The sequence below is a fragment of the Vibrio sp. 1159 genome (genome assembly GCF_033340395.1).
In the GTDB taxonomy this organism is placed as follows: domain Bacteria; phylum Pseudomonadota; class Gammaproteobacteria; order Enterobacterales; family Vibrionaceae; genus Vibrio; species Vibrio alginolyticus.
Window position 1 is genome coordinate 19604 of sequence record NZ_JAWOWL010000005.1, and the last position, 17478, is coordinate 37081.

Sequence of the window (17478 nt, forward strand, 5' to 3'; positions counted from 1 at the left end):
CCTTTACAGTGGTGTTGCACACCAAGCAACACATGTTATTCAAATTAGAAGCTATTTGTTGAAAATAGTTGAGAGTCAATAAAGGCCTCTCGGTAACACGAATACCGGACCGTTATCGAAAATGGGATTGTACCTAGCTCACATTTAGAATGCAAAGCGCGATTTTGTTTTGTCATAAGAACTTAACCGCAGACCCGTCACGACAATCTGATCATGCTTTTTTTAAGAGACCGCATAGCTGATGAATGGAATTGCCCCTCAATGAACTTACACAACAAATTACAATATCCCCTATTACGTGTGAACCGATACAAAGCCTAACACGCTGGGCGAGAGCTCAACGTGCGATTTAGGTATATAGTTGTTTTATAGAGTAGTTTGTATGTAGGTATTCATCATGGTCTATTTCAAATCGCGCTTTATGGTGCTTCTAAGCACCTCGATATGTTCTTTGCAAGCCTTCGCATCAAATGACTTATATGGCCCGCTGCGTTCTTACGCACAATCCCCAATGCAAGTGGTTAGTCACACCAACATACTGCGTTCAGGACATAGTCTGCCCTATGGTTTTGTCGAAGCTTATGGTTCGGGAACCGTGGCAAGTGTTTGGGCTCATACTGATGAATACGCACTGGATTATTACCACAATCAAATCGAATTAGGCAGCAAATGGCAAGTTAGCAACCGTTGGCAGTGGGAGCTCAACTATCGATGGGTCTTTGCCGCTGACAACCATTTAGATGGACTGACGAAAAGCTTCCATAAACTTTTCGGTATCGGACAAAATGGGCGGGATAAAGTAGACAGAGATCGTTTTTACATTTCAATGCCGCAATATGATGTGCTTGAAGATGATTTCGAAGGACAAACACTGGCCAATAACCTATCTACTTACTTACAGTATCAAGTGTTCCAAAATGAACATCACGGCCTATCGATTGGCGGCAGTTTGTATTTTAACGATGTGGCTCACGGCACTTTTCAAGGTAGCAGTTTCGAGCAAGGCTTCCAATTAAACTACAGCTACTTAAGTGATGCTCATGCATTTTATTCGATGATTGGCATGACTTTTCGCTCGGATGACCGTGCCTTGCTCGATCTGCCCTATCGACATAATACGATTGCCATTGCGGGTGGGTACCGTTATGCCTTAGAAGATAACCATCACCTGATGTTGGAATATCATTGGTATCAAGGGTCAACAGAAGGACCCACAGAGTTTGCTGATGCCTCTAATGAACTGGTATTGGGCTATCGATATCTAATGGAAAATTCAGCGCTTGAGTTTTTAGCCGTAGAGAACGCAAGAAACATGGATAACAGTACCGATATCGCTTTCACAATAGGATATCGGTACATATTTTCATCAAGGTGATGAGAGCTATAGATTTAGCGTTGGTGCAACTGCGGCTGCGACTTGAGCATCGGTTGCATTGATCGGCAACGTAAACGAGCGATATTGGTCACCAGCCAAGCTGAGCGAACGGTCAATCTCTGCCAAACAATGCATGACCTGCCCTTCCAGAATAAAAGAGAGCTCAATTTCTTTTGATGAAATAAAGCCGCTGTTAAGGAACTCTAGCTCTTGATAAATACCAGAGCGAGAGGCAAACGAGCCACCGCGCAAAAAGCCTTTTTCAACATCGGCTTTAACCATAGTGAAACCAGCTTGCTCGATCGCTTGAATAACGCGAGATGCTACTGGTAGTGGTTTCACTTCAATATAGTCACGGTCACGCGGGTCAATCGCAAAATCAATGTCTAACGTCGTTTCAACCCAAACATGGCATTGATTCTTAAGTGCGCTAACCGCAGTAATTGGCGTTTCATCATGCAGTTTTAGCTCAAACGGAACCTGCTTCTCTTCATTCGGTTGAATCACAAAGGGGTCTACCGCCTTCAGCTGATCAATAGTGAACGTTTGGTAACTTACGCTATCATCCACTTCGACTTTCATCTCTGTGTTCAATTTAATCGTAATAGCATCAATTTGTTGTTCGACGTCTCCGCCTTTGATATGAACATGCCCTTTCAGCGTCGCTCCTTGAAACACGCTCATTTCGTTTAAAATCGTATCTACTTTTGCAGAACCGATCCCCAGTGATGCTTTCAATTTTTTAAACATGTTTTTCCTTTTTAGCGACTTTTCTTCTCATAATCGTTTGTTTACACAATTGTTTTATACTCTGCAAGCAATAGACCACAAGAAAATGTTCGAATTCCATCATCAATCCAAATAATGCTCAACAGCAAGAATCATTCAGCCCCACAATAGGATTGTTCTGTCACTAAGTGCTGCATTTGTCGAGAAATGTTTGCAATTTGTACCTAAATTAAGCAGTATTTGTATAGTCAAATAAAAGGGAATCATTATGTCTGCACCACTCTACATTCAAATCAAACAATTTATCCTCGATAAAATTGATGCTGGAGAGTGGATAGTTGGTCATCGTATCGCCACAGAGATTGAGCTTACCGAGCAATTTGGTGTCAGTAGAATGACAGTGAACAAAGCAATTCGGGACTTAGTTAATGAGGGCCGATTACAACGTCGCCCACGCTTAGGTACGTTTGTGTGTGATCCTGGTGAAAAGTCAGAATCTCCTCTGTTAGACATTCGAAACATTGCCGAAGAAGTCAGCGACCGAGGGCGACAATATAGCAGTAAAGTGCTCAAACAAGTTGCCATAAAAGCAGATGACAGCATTGCGACAAAACTCGGCGTCATGCTTGGCACAACGGTGTTTTACAGTGAAATTATTCACTATGAAGACCAAACGCCGATTCAATTGGAGCTCCGCTGGGTGAATAGCCAATATGCCCCGAGTTATTTAAATCAAGACTTCACACAAATCACTCCAAATCAATACCTGTCAGATAATTGCCCACTCAGCGCGATAGAACATACTGTAGAGGCAATTGTGCCTGAAAGCCGTATTAAGCAAGACTTAAAAATGCAAGCCAATGAACCTTGCCTTCTCTTGAATCGCAGAACGTGGAGCCAAGATAAGTTAGTCAGTACCGCCCTACTTTATCACCCTGGTAACAAATATAAGCTGAGCTCAAAAGTGCTCATTTAAGGACAAGATTTGTCCTCTAGATCTACGTTTTGATCACATTTTAGCAACATCAATCTTGTCAGTGTTCTTATTTTGCTCTATTTATTTGTATATACATTTAATGATACAAATAAACACAGGGACACAAACATGGATTTGCTGATTGAAAACGCACGTCTAGTTACCATGCAATCGGGAGAATGCGGATACCTTCCAACGCCTCCAGCGCGCATTGGTATTCAATCTGGAAAAATCGTTGCGATCAGTACTTGTGCCATTGGTGAAGACGCACCGCAAACCGAGTCTCTGCTGTCTGCCCAACATTACGCTCAGAGTATCGACCTTCAAGGCAAGTTAGTTCTGCCAGGTTTGATCGACTGCCACACTCATCTTATTTACGCGGGCAATCGTGCCAACGAATTTGAAATGCGCTTAAACGGCGTGCCATATCAAGAAATTTCCAAACAAGGCGGTGGGATACTTTCAACGGTGCATGCGACGCGTTCAGCAACCGAAGCGCAATTAGTTGAGTTAGCGTTGCCACGTTTAGACGGGCTACTCGCGAGCGGCGTCACTTCTGTCGAAGTGAAATCAGGCTACGGATTGACACTGAATGATGAAGTAAAAATGCTCCGTGCAGCCAAAATGCTTGAACAAGAGCGCAAAGTTAAAATCACCACTACACTTCTCGCCGCTCACGCCATTCCGCCAGAGTTCCAAGGTCGTGCAGATGATTATATTGAGCACATTTGTCAGGACATAATCCCTGTTGTCGCAAAGGAAGAATTAGCTACGAGTGTCGATGTTTTTTGTGAATCGATTGGTTTCAATCTTGAACAAACAGAAAAAGTGTTTGTAGCTGCAAAACGCCACGGCTTAAAGGTTAAAGGGCATACTGAGCAACTTTCTAATCTCGGTGGTACAGCCCTCACTGCGCAATACAACGGTCTGTCAGCGGATCACATCGAGTTTTTAGATGAGCAAGGTGTTAAAGCACTTGCTCGATCAAACACCGTCGCCACTCTATTGCCTGGCGCTTTTTATTTTCTAAGAGAAACTCAGTTACCACCGATTGAGTTGTTGAGAGAGCATAACGTGCCGATGGCAATTGCTACGGACGTCAACCCAGGTACATCACCATTTTCTGATCTCACACTCATGCTGAATATGGCGTGCACGCTATTTCGCCTTACACCGCAAGAAGCACTGCGTGGTGTAACGCAACATGCAGCCAAAGCTCTGGGTTATCAAAACTCACGTGGCGAAATCAAAGTAGGGTTTGATGCGGACTTCTCTATCTGGGATATCGAAAGCCCTGCGGATTTAAGCTATCAAGTCGGAGCAAAACGTCTGGTAGGTCGTATAGTAAATGGTGAATACATTTCACACGGAGGCCAATAATATGTCTCAATTCGACCTACACTCTCCCCTATTTCATTGGCAAGGCCGTCATGATGCCGAGGACGGCAAGCTTGGTCAGCGAATTCATCACGTTGTTCAACGCCAAAAAGCAGATGAGTTGCGTGCCGTTGCGCATGGCGTCTCATTACTCGGTTTTGCTACCGACGCTGGCGTTGCGAGAAACAAAGGACGCATTGGCGCGAAAAAAGCGCCAGACTTAATCCGACGAGCACTCGCTAATTTAGCATGGCACCAAGACGCCCCACTATATGACTTAGGTACTGTGGTGTGTGAAGACGACTTACTGGAAGAGAGCCAAGCTCTATGTGCAGCAACCATTTCAAGCGCACTGCCCCATACGCCAGTCATCGTGCTAGGTGGTGGGCATGAGATTGCGTGGGCCTCGTTTTCCGGCTTAGCGGAATATTTTAAAGCGCACCATCCAGAGAAGAAGCCTAAAATCGGCATTATTAATTTCGATGCGCATTTCGATTTGCGCGCATTTGAGAGCAACCTCACCGACATAAGACCAAGCTCTGGCACCCCCTTCAACCAAATTCATCATTTTTGCCAACGTAACGATTGGGACTTTCATTACGCTTGTATTGGTGTAAGCCGTAGTAGCAACACTAAAGCGCTATTTGAAAAAGCAGATGCGCTAAATGTTTGGTATGTAGAGGACAATCAGCTCTGCTACTTAAACCACAGTTATCACTTAACTCAGCTTCAGCATTTTATTGACGACTGTGACTACCTCTATTTGACTATTGATCTGGATGTATTCCCTGCTGCAACCGCACCTGGAGTCAGCGCACCAGCTGCTCGGGGAGTGAGTTACGACACTATTGCACCCTTTTTAGATCGAATTCTTCATTACAAAAATAAGCTAATGCTGGCTGATATCGCCGAATACAACCCAAATTATGACGTCGATAGTCAAACTGCACGATTAGCTGCCCGTTTGTGTTGGGATATCGCCAACGCGATGGCGGAAAAACAGCACAAACCATAATGCATCCCAGATGCCACTGATTATTACGACCAAGCAAGTACTTGGTCATCACGAGAAACTAAAGGAGTCTGAAATGACACAGCGCCAGGGACAAGATCCACGACTTGATACAAGCAGAACAATTCGTGCACCTCACGGAGATAAACTGCGCGCAAAATCTTGGCTAACCGAAGCCCCTCTTCGTATGCTGATGAACAACCTTGATCCTGATGTTGCAGAACATCCACATTCACTGGTTGTATATGGCGGCATTGGCCGAGCAGCGCGAAACTGGGAATGTTACGACAAGATTGTTGAAGTACTTGAAAGACTCGAAGATGACCAAACGCTTTTAGTTCAATCAGGCAAGCCTGTTGGTGTTTTCCCTACTCATAAAAATGCTCCACGCGTGCTTATCGCAAACTCAAACCTTGTTCCGCATTGGGCAAACTGGGAACACTTCAACGAGCTCGATAAACAAGGCTTGATGATGTACGGCCAAATGACCGCTGGCAGCTGGATATACATTGGCTCGCAAGGTATCGTACAAGGCACATACGAAACGTTCGTATCTGTTGCAAAAAAACACTTTGACGGTGAAGCAAAGGGCCGTTGGATTCTAACAGGTGGTCTCGGTGGCATGGGTGGTGCTCAACCTCTCGCTGGTACAATGGCGGGCTTCTCCATGATTGCAGTAGAGTGTGATGAGTCACGTATCGATTACCGCCTACGTACAGGCTATGTCGATAAGAAAGCGACTTCTTTAGATGAAGCGCTAGCTATCATTAAAGAGTCAGACACACCAGTATCGGTTGGTCTACTAGGTAATGCAGCAGACGTTTTCTCTGAGCTGGTAGAACGTAATATCACGCCTGATGTAGTAACAGACCAAACGTCTGCACACGACCCGCTCAATGGCTATTTACCACAAGGCTGGAGCATGTCTCACGCAGCAGAAATGCGTTTGCAAGATGAAGCAATGGTCGTAAAAGCAGCGAAAAAATCCATGGCTGTGCAAGTTCAAGCGATGTTAGAGCTGCAAAATCGCGGCGCCGCAACACTCGACTACGGTAACAACATCCGCCAGATGGCCTTGGAAGAAGGCGTAGAAAACGCATTTGATTTCCCTGGCTTCGTTCCAGCCTACATTCGTCCTCTATTCTGTGAAGGTATCGGTCCTTTCCGTTGGGCTGCTCTCTCTGGCGATCCTGAGGACATTTATAAAACCGACCAAAAAGTAAAAGAGCTAATTCCAGATAATCCGCACTTACATAACTGGCTAGATATGGCTCGCGAACGCATCCAGTTCCAAGGTTTACCTGCGCGTATTTGCTGGGTTGGTCTTAAAGATCGTGAGCGTCTTGGTCAAGCATTCAACGAAATGGTGAAAAATGGCGAACTTAAAGCGCCCGTTGTCATTGGTCGAGATCACTTAGACTCTGGCTCTGTAGCAAGCCCGAACCGTGAAACCGAAGGTATGATGGACGGTTCTGACGCCGTATCAGACTGGCCATTATTAAACGCGCTACTCAACACGGCGGGCGGCGCAACTTGGGTTTCACTGCACCACGGCGGTGGCGTAGGTATGGGCTTCTCGCAACACTCAGGTATGGTTATCTGCTGTGACGGCAGTGAAGATGCCTCACAACGTATTGCCCGCGTGCTGCATAACGACCCAGCAACAGGCGTGATGCGTCATGCTGATGCGGGATACGATATCGCTAAACAATGTGCAGCAGAGCAAGGGCTAGATTTGCCAATGCTCAACGAAGAACTGAAGAAGCTCAAGTAAGGATGAAAGAGATGTTAAATTTAACGCTAAAGCCAGGTCATATTAGCTTAAACGAACTACGCCAAGTGAGCCGTTCACCAGTCAACCTTATTTTGGATCCTGAAGCCATTCCGGCCATTGAAGAAAGCACACAGGTCGTAGACCGAGTCATCGCGGAAGATCGAACGGTTTACGGAATTAACACTGGTTTTGGGCTATTGGCTAACACACGAATAGCACCAGAAGATTTAGAAACACTGCAACGCAGTATCGTTCTTTCTCATGCGGCAGGTATCGGTGAGTTTATGTCAGATGAAACGGTTCGTCTGATGATGGTATTAAAAATCAATAGTCTGTCTCGTGGCTTTTCTGGGATTCGCCTAAAAGTCATTAATATGCTGACCGACCTAGTCAACGCACAAGTTTACCCTTGTGTACCTAAAAAGGGCTCTGTTGGCGCATCAGGTGACTTAGCTCCTCTAGCCCATATGAGCACTGTATTACTGGGAGAAGGACAAGCTCGCCACAACGGTAAAATCATTTCCGGGCAAGAAGCATTAAAAATCGCAGGTCTAGAGCCTATCACTCTGGCGCCAAAAGAAGGCTTAGCGCTACTAAATGGGACTCAGGCATCCACAGCGTTCGCATTGGAAGGCCTGTTTATCGCGGAAGACCTTTTCGCGTCAGCAACCGTTTGTGGTGCAATGTCTGTTGAAGCCGCTCTCGGCAGCCGACGTCCATTCGATCCGCGCATTCACCGTGTACGTGGTCATCGCAGCCAAATGGACGCAGCACTCGCATACCGTCATTTGTTAGACACATCGAGTGAAATAGGTGATTCGCACACTAACTGTGAAAAAGTACAAGACCCGTATTCTTTGCGCTGTCAGCCTCAAGTGATGGGCGCGTGTTTACAGCAAATCCGCAATGCGGCGGAAGTATTACAAGTAGAAGCGAACTCCGTATCAGATAATCCGTTGGTGTTTGCTGAAGATGGTGACATCATCTCTGGCGGTAACTTCCACGCGGAGCCTGTTGCAATGGCAGCCGACAACCTAGCACTTGCGATTGCCGAGATCGGTAGCTTGTCTGAACGTCGTATGGCATTACTTATCGATAGCGCGCTATCAAAACTACCACCGTTCTTAGTCGACAATGGTGGTGTGAACTCTGGTTTCATGATTGCTCAGGTTACCTCTGCTGCGTTAGCAAGTGAAAACAAAACACTCGCTCACCCAGCGTCAGTAGACAGCTTGCCAACATCTGCAAACCAAGAAGATCACGTGTCAATGGCAACATTCGCGGCTCGCAGATTGAAAGAAATGGGCGAAAACACTCGCGGTATTCTGGCGGTAGAATACCTCTCAGCAGCACAAGGCCTAGACTTTAGAGCACCAAACAAGTCCTCTGAGCGTATTGAGATTGCGAAACAAATGTTGCGTGAAAAAGTATCGTTCTACGATAAAGATCGCTACTTTGCTCCAGACATTGAACAGGCAAATACTCTGCTTAAGCTGGCTATCCACAACACGCTCATGCCAGAGAGCTTGTTACCAAGTGTTCAATAACCAAGCATAACTGGCATTTCATCGAATAAACAGATAATGACTTGAAGGCTCTACGTTCAGCGTGGAGCCTTTTTACATACGATTAAACATGTTGATGGCACTATTTATGAACGCCTGTCTACTTTGATGGCTATACTTTAAAAGATAGGCGAGCGAAAAGGTCGTTGTTTATTGTTTTCACAAATAAAAGCGTTGCTAAAGTATGCGTTTTTAACGGTTTATCCGCCGAAATAGTGTCTTATTGTTAGGATACGGTGAAGTTTTCACTGGATGGACCATTGCTACGCAGATATTCGCATATAATCCCACACAGTTTTGGTTACTACGTAAAAATTATGTTTCTAACACCTTATTTTTCAAACACTAATCACCAGTTTCAGTTCACTCGCGAACAAGCAAGCCACTTTGCAAAACGTGTCGCAGGTGACTACAACCCAATTCATGATGAAGACAACAAACGCTTTTGTGTCCCTGGAGATTTACTTTTCGCTGTGCTTCTTAGTAAAGAAGGCGTTAGCCAAAAGATGCGTTTTAACTTCTCTGGCATGGTAAACGATGGTGTAGCACTTCATATTGAAAATAAGTGTGACAAAGAAAGCGCTGTTGTTGACGAGGCAGGTAAAGAATACTTACACATGTCCCGTGAAGGTGAAACTAACCACGATCCGGCATTTATTGAGCATGTAGTGACAAATTACGTGCAATTTTCTGGTATGAACTTCCCTCACATCATGGTTCCTCTTATGGAAGAGAAGCAAATGATGATTAACTGCCAGCGTCCATTAGTTATTTATGAAAGCATGGAAGTCGAATTTTCACGCTTAGACCTTACGCATCCAGAGGTGGATTTCACTGGCGCAACATTCGACGTAGAAGGAAAACGAGGTGTAGTCACCTTAAACTTTGCGTTTAAAGAAGACGGTGAAGTCGTTGGTAAAGGTATTAAGCGCATGGTTGCAAGTGGCTTGAAGCCATATGACCAAGAAGCGGTTGACGACCTTGTACGCCGCTTTAATGAACGTAAGGATGCATTCCTAGCAAAGTTCGTTAAGGCAGCCTAGTCGACTGCCCTATCAGAAGCGCACAAAAAAGTGTTTACTAAAAGAAAGCCCAACGTCGACCGTTGGGCTTTCTTTTTATGTCTCATCCAAACAAAACTAAACGCAATGCTTAGAGCCAACGACGAACATGGTTTTTATAATCCACATACTCTTCACCAAACAATCGCTCTAAAACGCGTTCCTCAGGCTTGATTTGAAACCGATTCATATAACTGACAAATATCACGCCACAAAGCACCACACTCAAGTGCTGCCACCACAAACCAGTTGCTATGATTAGAAGCAATAATGCCGTGTACATAGGGTTGCGTGAAAAGGCAAACACACCAGTTCTTACAACAGAAGATGCCGCTTCAGGTTTTACTGGGTTCACTGTGGTTTTTACTTTGCGAAATTCATACACGCCAGCAATGCCCATGTAGCCAGACAACAAAGTTAATACACCTACTACAAATTCAACAAAGGGGACTCGAATGTTCATGCTCGGCGTCAAAACTTTAAGTCCGTACATCAAAAGTATGACTAGCAAAAACACCGCAACAGGTGGGACTTTGAGTTCAAGTTTTCTCAAGATTCATATCCTTTGAAAGGGTCTAAGTACGGTTTCTAAAAAGCCCAGTAAAACTGGGCTTGATTTAGTCCGATTACAACAAAGTTAACAATGCCTGAACGGGATGCTTGGGCTTCGTTCCTTCAAAGCGTTTCACTTGGCTGCGGCAAGAATAGCCTGTAATCAAACATCTCTCGCTATCCAACTTATCTAAGCTTGGCTTCCAGCTTAAATTGTAAATGTCTTTCGACATCGACAACTTATCAACCTCATGACCAAACGTACCCGCCATACCACAACAACCAACAGGTACCGTATTCAAAACTGCACCAAAGTGAGCAAAAATAGCGCCCCACTCTTTTTCCGCATTTGGCATTTTGGTTTTTTCAGTACAGTGCGCAAACAGATACCAAGGTTCCTGCGCCTTATGCTCTCCGCTTTCAAACGCTTCTAGTCTTGGGTAAAGCCATTCGTGGGCTGTTAGTACATCGAAATTACCTCGCTTACTGCCAAGCACTTCAGCGTATTCATCTCGATAACACAGCACCAAAGCAGGATCGACGCCAACTAATGGAATATCCAGATCCGCTACCATCGCCAAGAACTTCGCTGTGTCGGCTGCTGTGTCCTTAAACTGACGTAAAAACCCTTTAATGTGTTGTGCTTTACCATTCGGCTTAAACGGCAGAAGCACCGGATTCATACCCAGCTTTTTCAATAACTTAACGAAGTCTTCAACGACATCAGCGTCGTAGTAACTAGTGAATGGGTCTTGAACAATTAAAACATGCTTGCTCTTTTCAGACGAAGACAAACCACTGAGCGCTTGCAGATCATAAGGCGTTGTCAGCGACTCTACTCGTTGTTTCAAGGTGGGTACTGATAACAACGGCGCATCGACATACCCGACCGTAGATGCCGTTAAACTTTTCACCCACGACTGCTTCAAAACACCATTTACGACACCTGGCGCTTTCGCCATCATCGGCAGCATAGTCTCAATGTTCGCAACCAGATAGTCTTTTGCAGGACGTTGGTAACGAGAGTGATAGATGTTTAAAAAGCGCGAGCGAAAGCTCGGAACATCGACTTTAATCGGACACTGACTCGCACACGCTTTACACGCCAAACAACCATTCATCGCTTCATACACTTCGTGAGAGAAGTCATACTCGTGACGACGATTGATAGAATGACGTACGCGGTCAATCATGGTTTTGATTGATGTTTTGTTTTCTAGTGTTTGTTTTTCTAAGTCAAGAATATCAATGCCTTGCTCAGTAAGCTGACGCAACCACTCACGAACCAAACCTGCACGACCTTTTGGTGAATGACGACGATCGGCTGTTACTTTCATCGATGGACACATTGGCGAGCTGGTATCATAGTTAAAACACAAACCGTTACCGTTACATTCCATCGCTTGTTTAAAGCTGTCACGTACTTGAACGTCAATCTGACGGTCATAGTAACCACGTTTGGTATCGGTAACTTTGACAAGCTCTGCATCACTATCCAGCGGTGTACAGATTTTGCCCGGGTTCATTTTGTTGTGTGGATCGAATGCCGCTTTCACACGTCTCAGTTCAGTAAACAACTCGTCGCCGAAAAACTCAGGGCCATATTCTGAACGGAAACCTTTGCCGTGTTCACCCCACATCAAACCACCGTATTTCGCCACCAGCTTGACCACTTCATCAGACACTTCGTGCATCAATGCTTCTTGGTGCGGGTCACACAAATCCAACGCAGGACGTACGTGAAGCACCCCAGCATCGACGTGACCAAACATGCCGTAATTCAGAGACTTGCTGTCTAACAGTTCTCGAAACTCTACAATAAAGTCCGCCAGGTTTTCTGGTGGCACACAGGTATCTTCAGCGAATGCGACCGGTTTAGCACGACCTTTTGCTGCGCCTAACAAACCCACCGCTTTTTTACGCATGTTGTAAATACGCCCAATGCTCGCTACATCGTTACAAACTTGGTAGCCGATAATGCCCGCTTCTTCTGTTTCCAACATGGTATCGAGCTTGGCGGTCAACGCTGCAACCTGAGCAGCAACTTCCTCTTCGTCCTGACCTGCGTATTCCACCATATTGATGCCAAGCATCTCTTTATTTGGAACATCGGTAAGTAAATCGCTCACGGTGTGCCAAACGATATCTTGCTTCGCGAGATTAAGCACTTTTGAGTCAACGGTTTCTACAGACAGCGCTTTCGCTTCTACCATAAACGGTGCATTACGCAGTGCAGAATCAAAGCTGTTGTATTTAACGTTAACCAACGTACGCGCTTTCGGAATTGGCGTCAGGTTCAGCTTTGCTTCGGTAATAAATGCCAATGAACCTTCCGCGCCGCAAAGTACTCGTGTGATATCGAAACGGTTACCGTCTTCATTCAAGGCATTTTTTAAATCGTAGCCCGTTAAAAATCGGTTAAGAGGAGGAAACTTATCTACGATCTGCTGGCGTTTTTCACGACATACGGATTCCGTTACACGTAGCGCCTTGGCAGCAAACTCGCCTTCTTTTGGGTAACCATGAGACAAGTCCGACTCTAAAATTGAACCATCAGCAAACACCGCTTGTAGCGACAAAACATGATCGGATGTTTTTCCGTATTTCAGAGAACCTTGACCAGAAGCATCGGTGTTGACCATGCCGCCAATCGTTGCACGGTTACTGGTAGATAAGTCTGGAGAGAAGAAGTAGCCATAAGGACGAACAGCGTCATTTAACTGGTCTTTCACTACACCAGTTTGTACACGAACCCAGCCTTCTTTCTCATTAATCTCAAGCACTTTGTTCATGTGACGAGACATATCCACCACAATACCTTTGGTTAGCGACTGACCATTGGTCCCTGTGCCGCCACCACGAGGTGAAAAGGTAATTCGTTCGTACTTTTCTTTATTGCTCAGTTTCCCGAGGAGAGAAACATCTTCAGTCGTTTTGGGATGAACGACAGACTGAGGAAGTTGCTGGTAAACACTGTTGTCAGTGGCAACCGCTAGTCGGCTTGAATATTGGCTTTCGATATCACCAGTGAATCCGGCGTGCTCAAGCTCTTTCAGAAAACTAAGAACAAGAGGATCGACATCAGTTTGCGAGTGTAATCTTGGTAACATTTGCTTCCTGCCCCTACGACGCTGATCCGATCAGCTGCGGGTTGTGTAATTATTTGCTCACTTCTCATACAAATTGGCGCTAAGCGAAAAAAAACACCACAAAAGAGTTAGTGAAGTAATATTCTTTGAATTTCGTCACTTTACAACATTTAAAAAGACGAGCAAATCAGAATCTCGATACAATAATTAAACTTATGCTTTATTTTTTCACGCTTGATGCCTTACATTGGGGAACGAATCGCGTTTCTAGATGAGTTTTCAGAATGAAAAAAAATAAAATTGTGACCACTGAAGATATCCTTCTCAAACTTTGCCAGTCTGTTTCTGGCGTACTTACTTCGGCGACATCTTCTCAAGTAAATTATTCAGCAATGGTGCAAAAAATCCACAAGACTAGCCTCAAACCAGATTTTGGCTGTTTTGTTCTGTTTGATGGCGGATTTACCGGGCTAGTTGTGATTAATTTTACGGCAAAAGCCGCACTGGAGATCTACACCAACTACATGCGTAATATGGGCATGCCAGAAGAAGAACTGGCAATATCTCATACTTCTGACGAGGTAGGCGATGTTCTGGGTGAACTCATGAATCAACTGGTCGGAGACTTCACTAATAAAATTCGTAAAGACCTGCAAACGAACATCACACAAAACCAACCAAAAATGCTGGCGCTGAATAAGCAAGTTATCTTACAAGTTGATACCAACCTTGACCGCCCTCAAGCGCGCAGAGTGACGTTCTCCACCGAAAACAACAATATTTTCTATCTCGAACTAGCAATGGATAAAACTGAGTTCATCCAACTGGAAGAGTTTGAAGTTGCTGAAGACGAAAACCCAGACGACATTTTAGAGGCCACACGTAAACAGTTGGCTGAGAAAGAATCTAAATCGTCGGGATCAAACGATGATGCCGATGACTTGCTCAACCAGCTCGGGTTGTAATTCTAACGAATCTTAATGAAGAATGGCTTCTTAGACACAAGTACGACTTCATACTGATTACGACGAACTAAAACGCCAGCCTCGCTTAATGCGAGGCTTCTTTTTATGTGCTGAAATTATCTTCAGTCCCACCTTGTATTTCGTTTTTATGTCAAAAAAGGTAATATGTCTGACTTCATAAATTTTCTGCTTTCGTTACTGGTTGTCGATGGATAAACAAAAAGCTCTGAAAAAAATCGCCAAGTGCTTAGAACTGGGCAATTCCGCTAATGTTAATGAGGCTGCCAATGCTATCAAAATGGCACATCGCCTCATGCTTAAATATGGTCTCGATAAAGACGATATTGAGTTCATCAGAATGGGAAAAACACAATCTTCTCATCTGCTACCAGCGAACATCAGTTCTACCATATTGCGAGTGATTCGCGGCATTAACACAAAATTCGGTGTCGAAGCAGTATTGTTGAATCACAAAGGGCTCAAACGTGTCGAATTTATCGGTGAAGCAGATCGCGCTATTTTTGCTGCATTTGCTTTCGATATTGTTTATCGCGAGATGAACGAAAGTACCGGACAATTCCGAAACAGCTTTGCTGGCACCGGCACCTCTTCTCAGGAAGTGACTCGCCGTGTGAACTCATTTGTATCTGGCTGGGTGGAAGGCGCGATTGAAAAATTGCCAATTATTTCTCCAGATGAAGAGTCGGCCAATAAAATTAATGACTATATTGATAAAGAATTCCAAAACATTGACCGCGAAACGTTCAAGAAGCAATTGAAAGAAGCAATGAAAAACCTAACTGAAGACTACGAAGTGGGCTTAAAGAAAGGTAGAAAGGTTTCAGTTAACCGTGGAGTGGGCGGCGAACAAGCACGCAAAATGTTGGGCGATTCATCGAAATAGCCAGAATAGTAAAGGATTCACATAAGCAGCAATGACTTCGATGTCGATGGGGCTTACTTTGAGAGCTTTGGCAGTATTGGTAGGAATTTTCTTACAGAAACTCTTATCAATCTTACTTTCTCATAACAAATATTAATGCTTGTTTATTCATAATTCGCATCCCATTATGAGGCATGGTTTCGCCTCAGTTTTATACGGAGATTTTCCCTTGAAAAAGATGCCTATTGCACTAGCTCTAGTGCTAGCTCTTACTGGCTGTCAAGCCACTCAACGCCAAAATGCAACAACGGGTGAATACGAAACTAACTCCACCACGCAAGGCGCGCTTATTGGTGCGATCGCTGGCGCAGCAATCGGCCTAGCAACGGGTGATGATGCTAAAGAACGTCGTCAGCATGCACTCATTGGTGCAGCCGCAGGCGGAGCGACTGGCGCTGGCGTTGGTTACTACTTTGACCAACAAGAAGCGGAGTTACGTCGCGCTTTGCTAAACTCTGGCGTACAAGTTCAGCGTGTTGGTGAAAATCAGCTTTTACTGCGTATGGAAAACGGTATCGGCTTCTCTTCAAGCTCTTACCAGCTTGATGCTAGCATCCATAATACTCTACGTGGTGTTGCTCGCATCCTAGTTGAGTACCCAGATACCAGTCTCGTTATTGACGGTTACACGGATAGCACAGGCAGTGAGTCATACAACCAAACGTTGTCAGAGCGCCGTGCAGAGTCCGTACGTCAATTCCTAGTATCTCAAAACGTTGCACCTGGTCGTGCAATTGCACGCGGCTACGGCGAACGTAACCCAATTTGCTCAAACCAAACTTCTGAAGGTCGTGCGTGCAACCGTCGTGTTGAAATCCAGATCTTGCCACTGAAGTAATTTGGTTGCACCATAACGGTAATAATAAAAAATTACCGGAGCAGGCCTAACCATTATCGTTAGGCCTGACATATTAATGTCTGTCAAAACGTCTGCCCTACTCTGCTTATTTAGCCTCAGCTTTTCTGGCTACTCACTTGCCTCTCGAGCTCCAAATGACCCCATCGAACAATACGAGTACGCACAACAATTATTGGCATCAAACGAAGCTGAAGCCTCACCAGAAACGCGTTACTGGCTAGAGCAATCCGCCAACCAAGGTTACCTCCCTGCGCAAAAACAGCTCGCGAACGACTTTGCTAAAGGGATAAATGGCGAAAAAAATGAAACACAAGCGTTATATTGGCTAACCTCTATCGCACTCAATGACCCAACCGATCGGGGCTTTCTTCTCGCTAACTTTATTCAGCGCAATCAAGATAAGGTCACAGCATCTCAATTGACTGAAGCTTTGTATCAAATGGCTTCTCAGCATAATCCAGCAGCAGAACAGGCTTATAATCAACTGTTAGAGCAGCGCTTCAACCAACTGCGAGCTAAACAAGTCTCGCAAATAAAGTCGCTCGATAAAAAGGCGGAGCAAGCACAGGAAGAGAAAAGCACAGTTGCAAACCCCAAAGTAGAACACTCGCCGTTTCTATGGCTGATTTGGCTAGCGGCGATACTCATCATCAGCGGCTTAAGTTTCCTCGTGATCAAAAAACTCAAGCAGAATAGAAAAGCGCGTGAAGCCAAAGGGGAAAGCCAAAATCAACGAATGGCGGAAAAAATAAAAGAGCTAGAGTTTACGAACAAGCAACTGAAGCGTCAGTTAGAGAAAGTATTCAGAGAATTTAAGAAATCCAAAACTCAGGCAGAAAACCATAAGCTAAGCGTCGCGTGTGCTATGTTTGGCTACACACCACAAACCATCCCTGATTTACAGGCAATCAAGCTACGCTATAGACAGTTATCAAAGCTTTATCATCCTGACACAAGGGGCAGTGAAGAAGAAATGAAGCGACTCAATCATGCCTTTAAGCTCGTCTCACAAAATGTTACAAAACAGTAAAAATAGGTCAGGATACTTTGGCTACCATGCTTTTATTCCCATATAATCAAACACCGCAATCGATCTCCCTCTCAAAGAAATTAACAGACATTTAACTTAAGTCGCGCTTTTATGCCATAATGCCCGGCGCAAAATAACACCTAACGACTCAAATTAATCTAGGTGGGGAGA

Annotated in this window: 14 protein-coding genes; 11 read left to right on the top strand and 3 right to left on the bottom strand. The window is 44.7% G+C overall.

The window, feature by feature from the left end:
• The first annotated feature begins 397 nt into the window (after positions 1-397).
• Entirely contained in the window at positions 398-1375 is a 978-nt protein-coding gene (locus R7127_RS06000) for a DUF3187 family protein (protein WP_033905143.1), read from the top strand.
• Positions 1376-1381: 6 nt separating this feature from the next.
• On the opposite strand, the gene R7127_RS06005 is transcribed toward R7127_RS06000, so the two are convergent.
• Positions 1382-2125, bottom strand: a complete 744-nt coding sequence (locus R7127_RS06005; RefSeq protein WP_172563306.1) for a sporulation protein — start codon at positions 2123-2125, stop codon at positions 1382-1384.
• Positions 2126-2372: 247 nt separating this feature from the next.
• Between R7127_RS06005 and hutC the strand changes: the two genes are divergently transcribed.
• The 6 genes from hutC to R7127_RS06035 all read left to right on the top strand — a co-directional run bounded on the left by hutC (position 2373) and on the right by R7127_RS06035 (position 9851).
• Complete coding sequence (gene hutC / locus R7127_RS06010; protein ID WP_171342712.1) at positions 2373-3080, top strand: histidine utilization repressor; 708 nt, start codon at positions 2373-2375, stop codon at positions 3078-3080.
• A gap of 129 nt (positions 3081-3209) precedes the next feature.
• Complete coding sequence (gene hutI / locus R7127_RS06015; RefSeq protein WP_005377945.1) at positions 3210-4460, top strand: imidazolonepropionase; 1251 nt, start codon at positions 3210-3212, stop codon at positions 4458-4460.
• Between the two features lies 1 nt (position 4461).
• Positions 4462-5472, top strand: a complete 1011-nt coding sequence (gene hutG / locus R7127_RS06020) for a formimidoylglutamase (RefSeq protein WP_054576440.1) — start codon at positions 4462-4464, stop codon at positions 5470-5472.
• 73 nt (positions 5473-5545) lie between these two features.
• Positions 5546-7243: a urocanate hydratase gene (hutU, locus tag R7127_RS06025; protein WP_054578031.1), complete on the top strand. Its 1698-nt coding sequence runs from the start codon at positions 5546-5548 to the stop codon at positions 7241-7243.
• 11 nt (positions 7244-7254) lie between these two features.
• The gene (gene hutH, locus R7127_RS06030; RefSeq protein ID WP_171342714.1) at positions 7255-8790 is read left to right on the top strand and encodes a histidine ammonia-lyase; all 1536 of its coding nucleotides are present in this window, start codon (positions 7255-7257) and stop codon (positions 8788-8790) included.
• A 335-nt stretch (positions 8791-9125) separates the two neighbouring features.
• Complete coding sequence (locus R7127_RS06035) at positions 9126-9851, top strand: DUF3581 domain-containing protein (RefSeq protein WP_017821813.1); 726 nt, start codon at positions 9126-9128, stop codon at positions 9849-9851.
• A gap of 109 nt (positions 9852-9960) precedes the next feature.
• On the opposite strand, the gene R7127_RS06040 is transcribed toward R7127_RS06035, so the two are convergent.
• Together R7127_RS06040 and R7127_RS06045 are read right to left on the bottom strand one after the other, a co-directional pair.
• The gene (locus R7127_RS06040; protein ID WP_033905135.1) at positions 9961-10422 is read right to left on the bottom strand and encodes a methyltransferase family protein; all 462 of its coding nucleotides are present in this window, start codon (positions 10420-10422) and stop codon (positions 9961-9963) included.
• 73 nt (positions 10423-10495) lie between these two features.
• The gene (locus R7127_RS06045; RefSeq protein WP_172563307.1) at positions 10496-13531 is read right to left on the bottom strand and encodes an FAD-binding and (Fe-S)-binding domain-containing protein; all 3036 of its coding nucleotides are present in this window, start codon (positions 13529-13531) and stop codon (positions 10496-10498) included.
• A gap of 263 nt (positions 13532-13794) precedes the next feature.
• Between R7127_RS06045 and R7127_RS06050 the strand changes: the two genes are divergently transcribed.
• From R7127_RS06050 to R7127_RS06065, 4 genes are all read left to right on the top strand, one after another.
• Positions 13795-14475 carry a DUF3334 family protein gene (locus R7127_RS06050; RefSeq protein ID WP_005388843.1) on the top strand — a complete coding sequence of 227 codons (681 nt, stop codon included), beginning with the start codon at positions 13795-13797 and terminating at the stop codon, positions 14473-14475.
• A 208-nt stretch (positions 14476-14683) separates the two neighbouring features.
• Positions 14684-15379, top strand: coding sequence for a DUF2786 domain-containing protein (locus R7127_RS06055; protein ID WP_005377954.1), 696 nt, complete (start codon positions 14684-14686; stop codon positions 15377-15379).
• A 217-nt stretch (positions 15380-15596) separates the two neighbouring features.
• Entirely contained in the window at positions 15597-16256 is a 660-nt protein-coding gene (locus R7127_RS06060) for an OmpA family protein (RefSeq protein WP_005377956.1), read from the top strand.
• 76 nt (positions 16257-16332) lie between these two features.
• Positions 16333-17307 carry a J domain-containing protein gene (locus R7127_RS06065; RefSeq protein ID WP_182039660.1) on the top strand — a complete coding sequence of 325 codons (975 nt, stop codon included), beginning with the start codon at positions 16333-16335 and terminating at the stop codon, positions 17305-17307.
• The last annotated feature ends 171 nt before the right edge of the window (positions 17308-17478 follow it).

Bases quoted from the DNA above. Each gene is read 5' to 3' on its own strand.
- hutG (WP_054576440.1), top strand. From the start codon at position 4,462: ATGTCTCAATTCGACCTACACTCTCCCCTATTTCATTGGCAAGGCCGT.
- R7127_RS06000 (WP_033905143.1), top strand. From the start codon at position 398: ATGGTCTATTTCAAATCGCGCTTTATGGTGCTTCTAAGCACCTCGATA.
- hutC (WP_171342712.1), top strand. From the start codon at position 2,373: ATGTCTGCACCACTCTACATTCAAATCAAACAATTTATCCTCGATAAA.
- hutU (WP_054578031.1), top strand. From the start codon at position 5,546: ATGACACAGCGCCAGGGACAAGATCCACGACTTGATACAAGCAGAACA.
- R7127_RS06060 (WP_005377956.1), top strand. From the start codon at position 15,597: ATGCCTATTGCACTAGCTCTAGTGCTAGCTCTTACTGGCTGTCAAGCC.
- R7127_RS06055 (WP_005377954.1), top strand. From the start codon at position 14,684: ATGGATAAACAAAAAGCTCTGAAAAAAATCGCCAAGTGCTTAGAACTG.
- hutI (WP_005377945.1), top strand. From the start codon at position 3,210: ATGGATTTGCTGATTGAAAACGCACGTCTAGTTACCATGCAATCGGGA.
- R7127_RS06045 (WP_172563307.1), bottom strand. From the start codon at position 13,531: ATGTTACCAAGATTACACTCGCAAACTGATGTCGATCCTCTTGTTCTT.
- R7127_RS06035 (WP_017821813.1), top strand. From the start codon at position 9,126: ATGTTTCTAACACCTTATTTTTCAAACACTAATCACCAGTTTCAGTTC.
- R7127_RS06050 (WP_005388843.1), top strand. From the start codon at position 13,795: ATGAAAAAAAATAAAATTGTGACCACTGAAGATATCCTTCTCAAACTT.
- R7127_RS06005 (WP_172563306.1), bottom strand. From the start codon at position 2,125: ATGTTTAAAAAATTGAAAGCATCACTGGGGATCGGTTCTGCAAAAGTA.
- hutH (WP_171342714.1), top strand. From the start codon at position 7,255: ATGTTAAATTTAACGCTAAAGCCAGGTCATATTAGCTTAAACGAACTA.
- R7127_RS06065 (WP_182039660.1), top strand. From the start codon at position 16,333: ATGTCTGTCAAAACGTCTGCCCTACTCTGCTTATTTAGCCTCAGCTTT.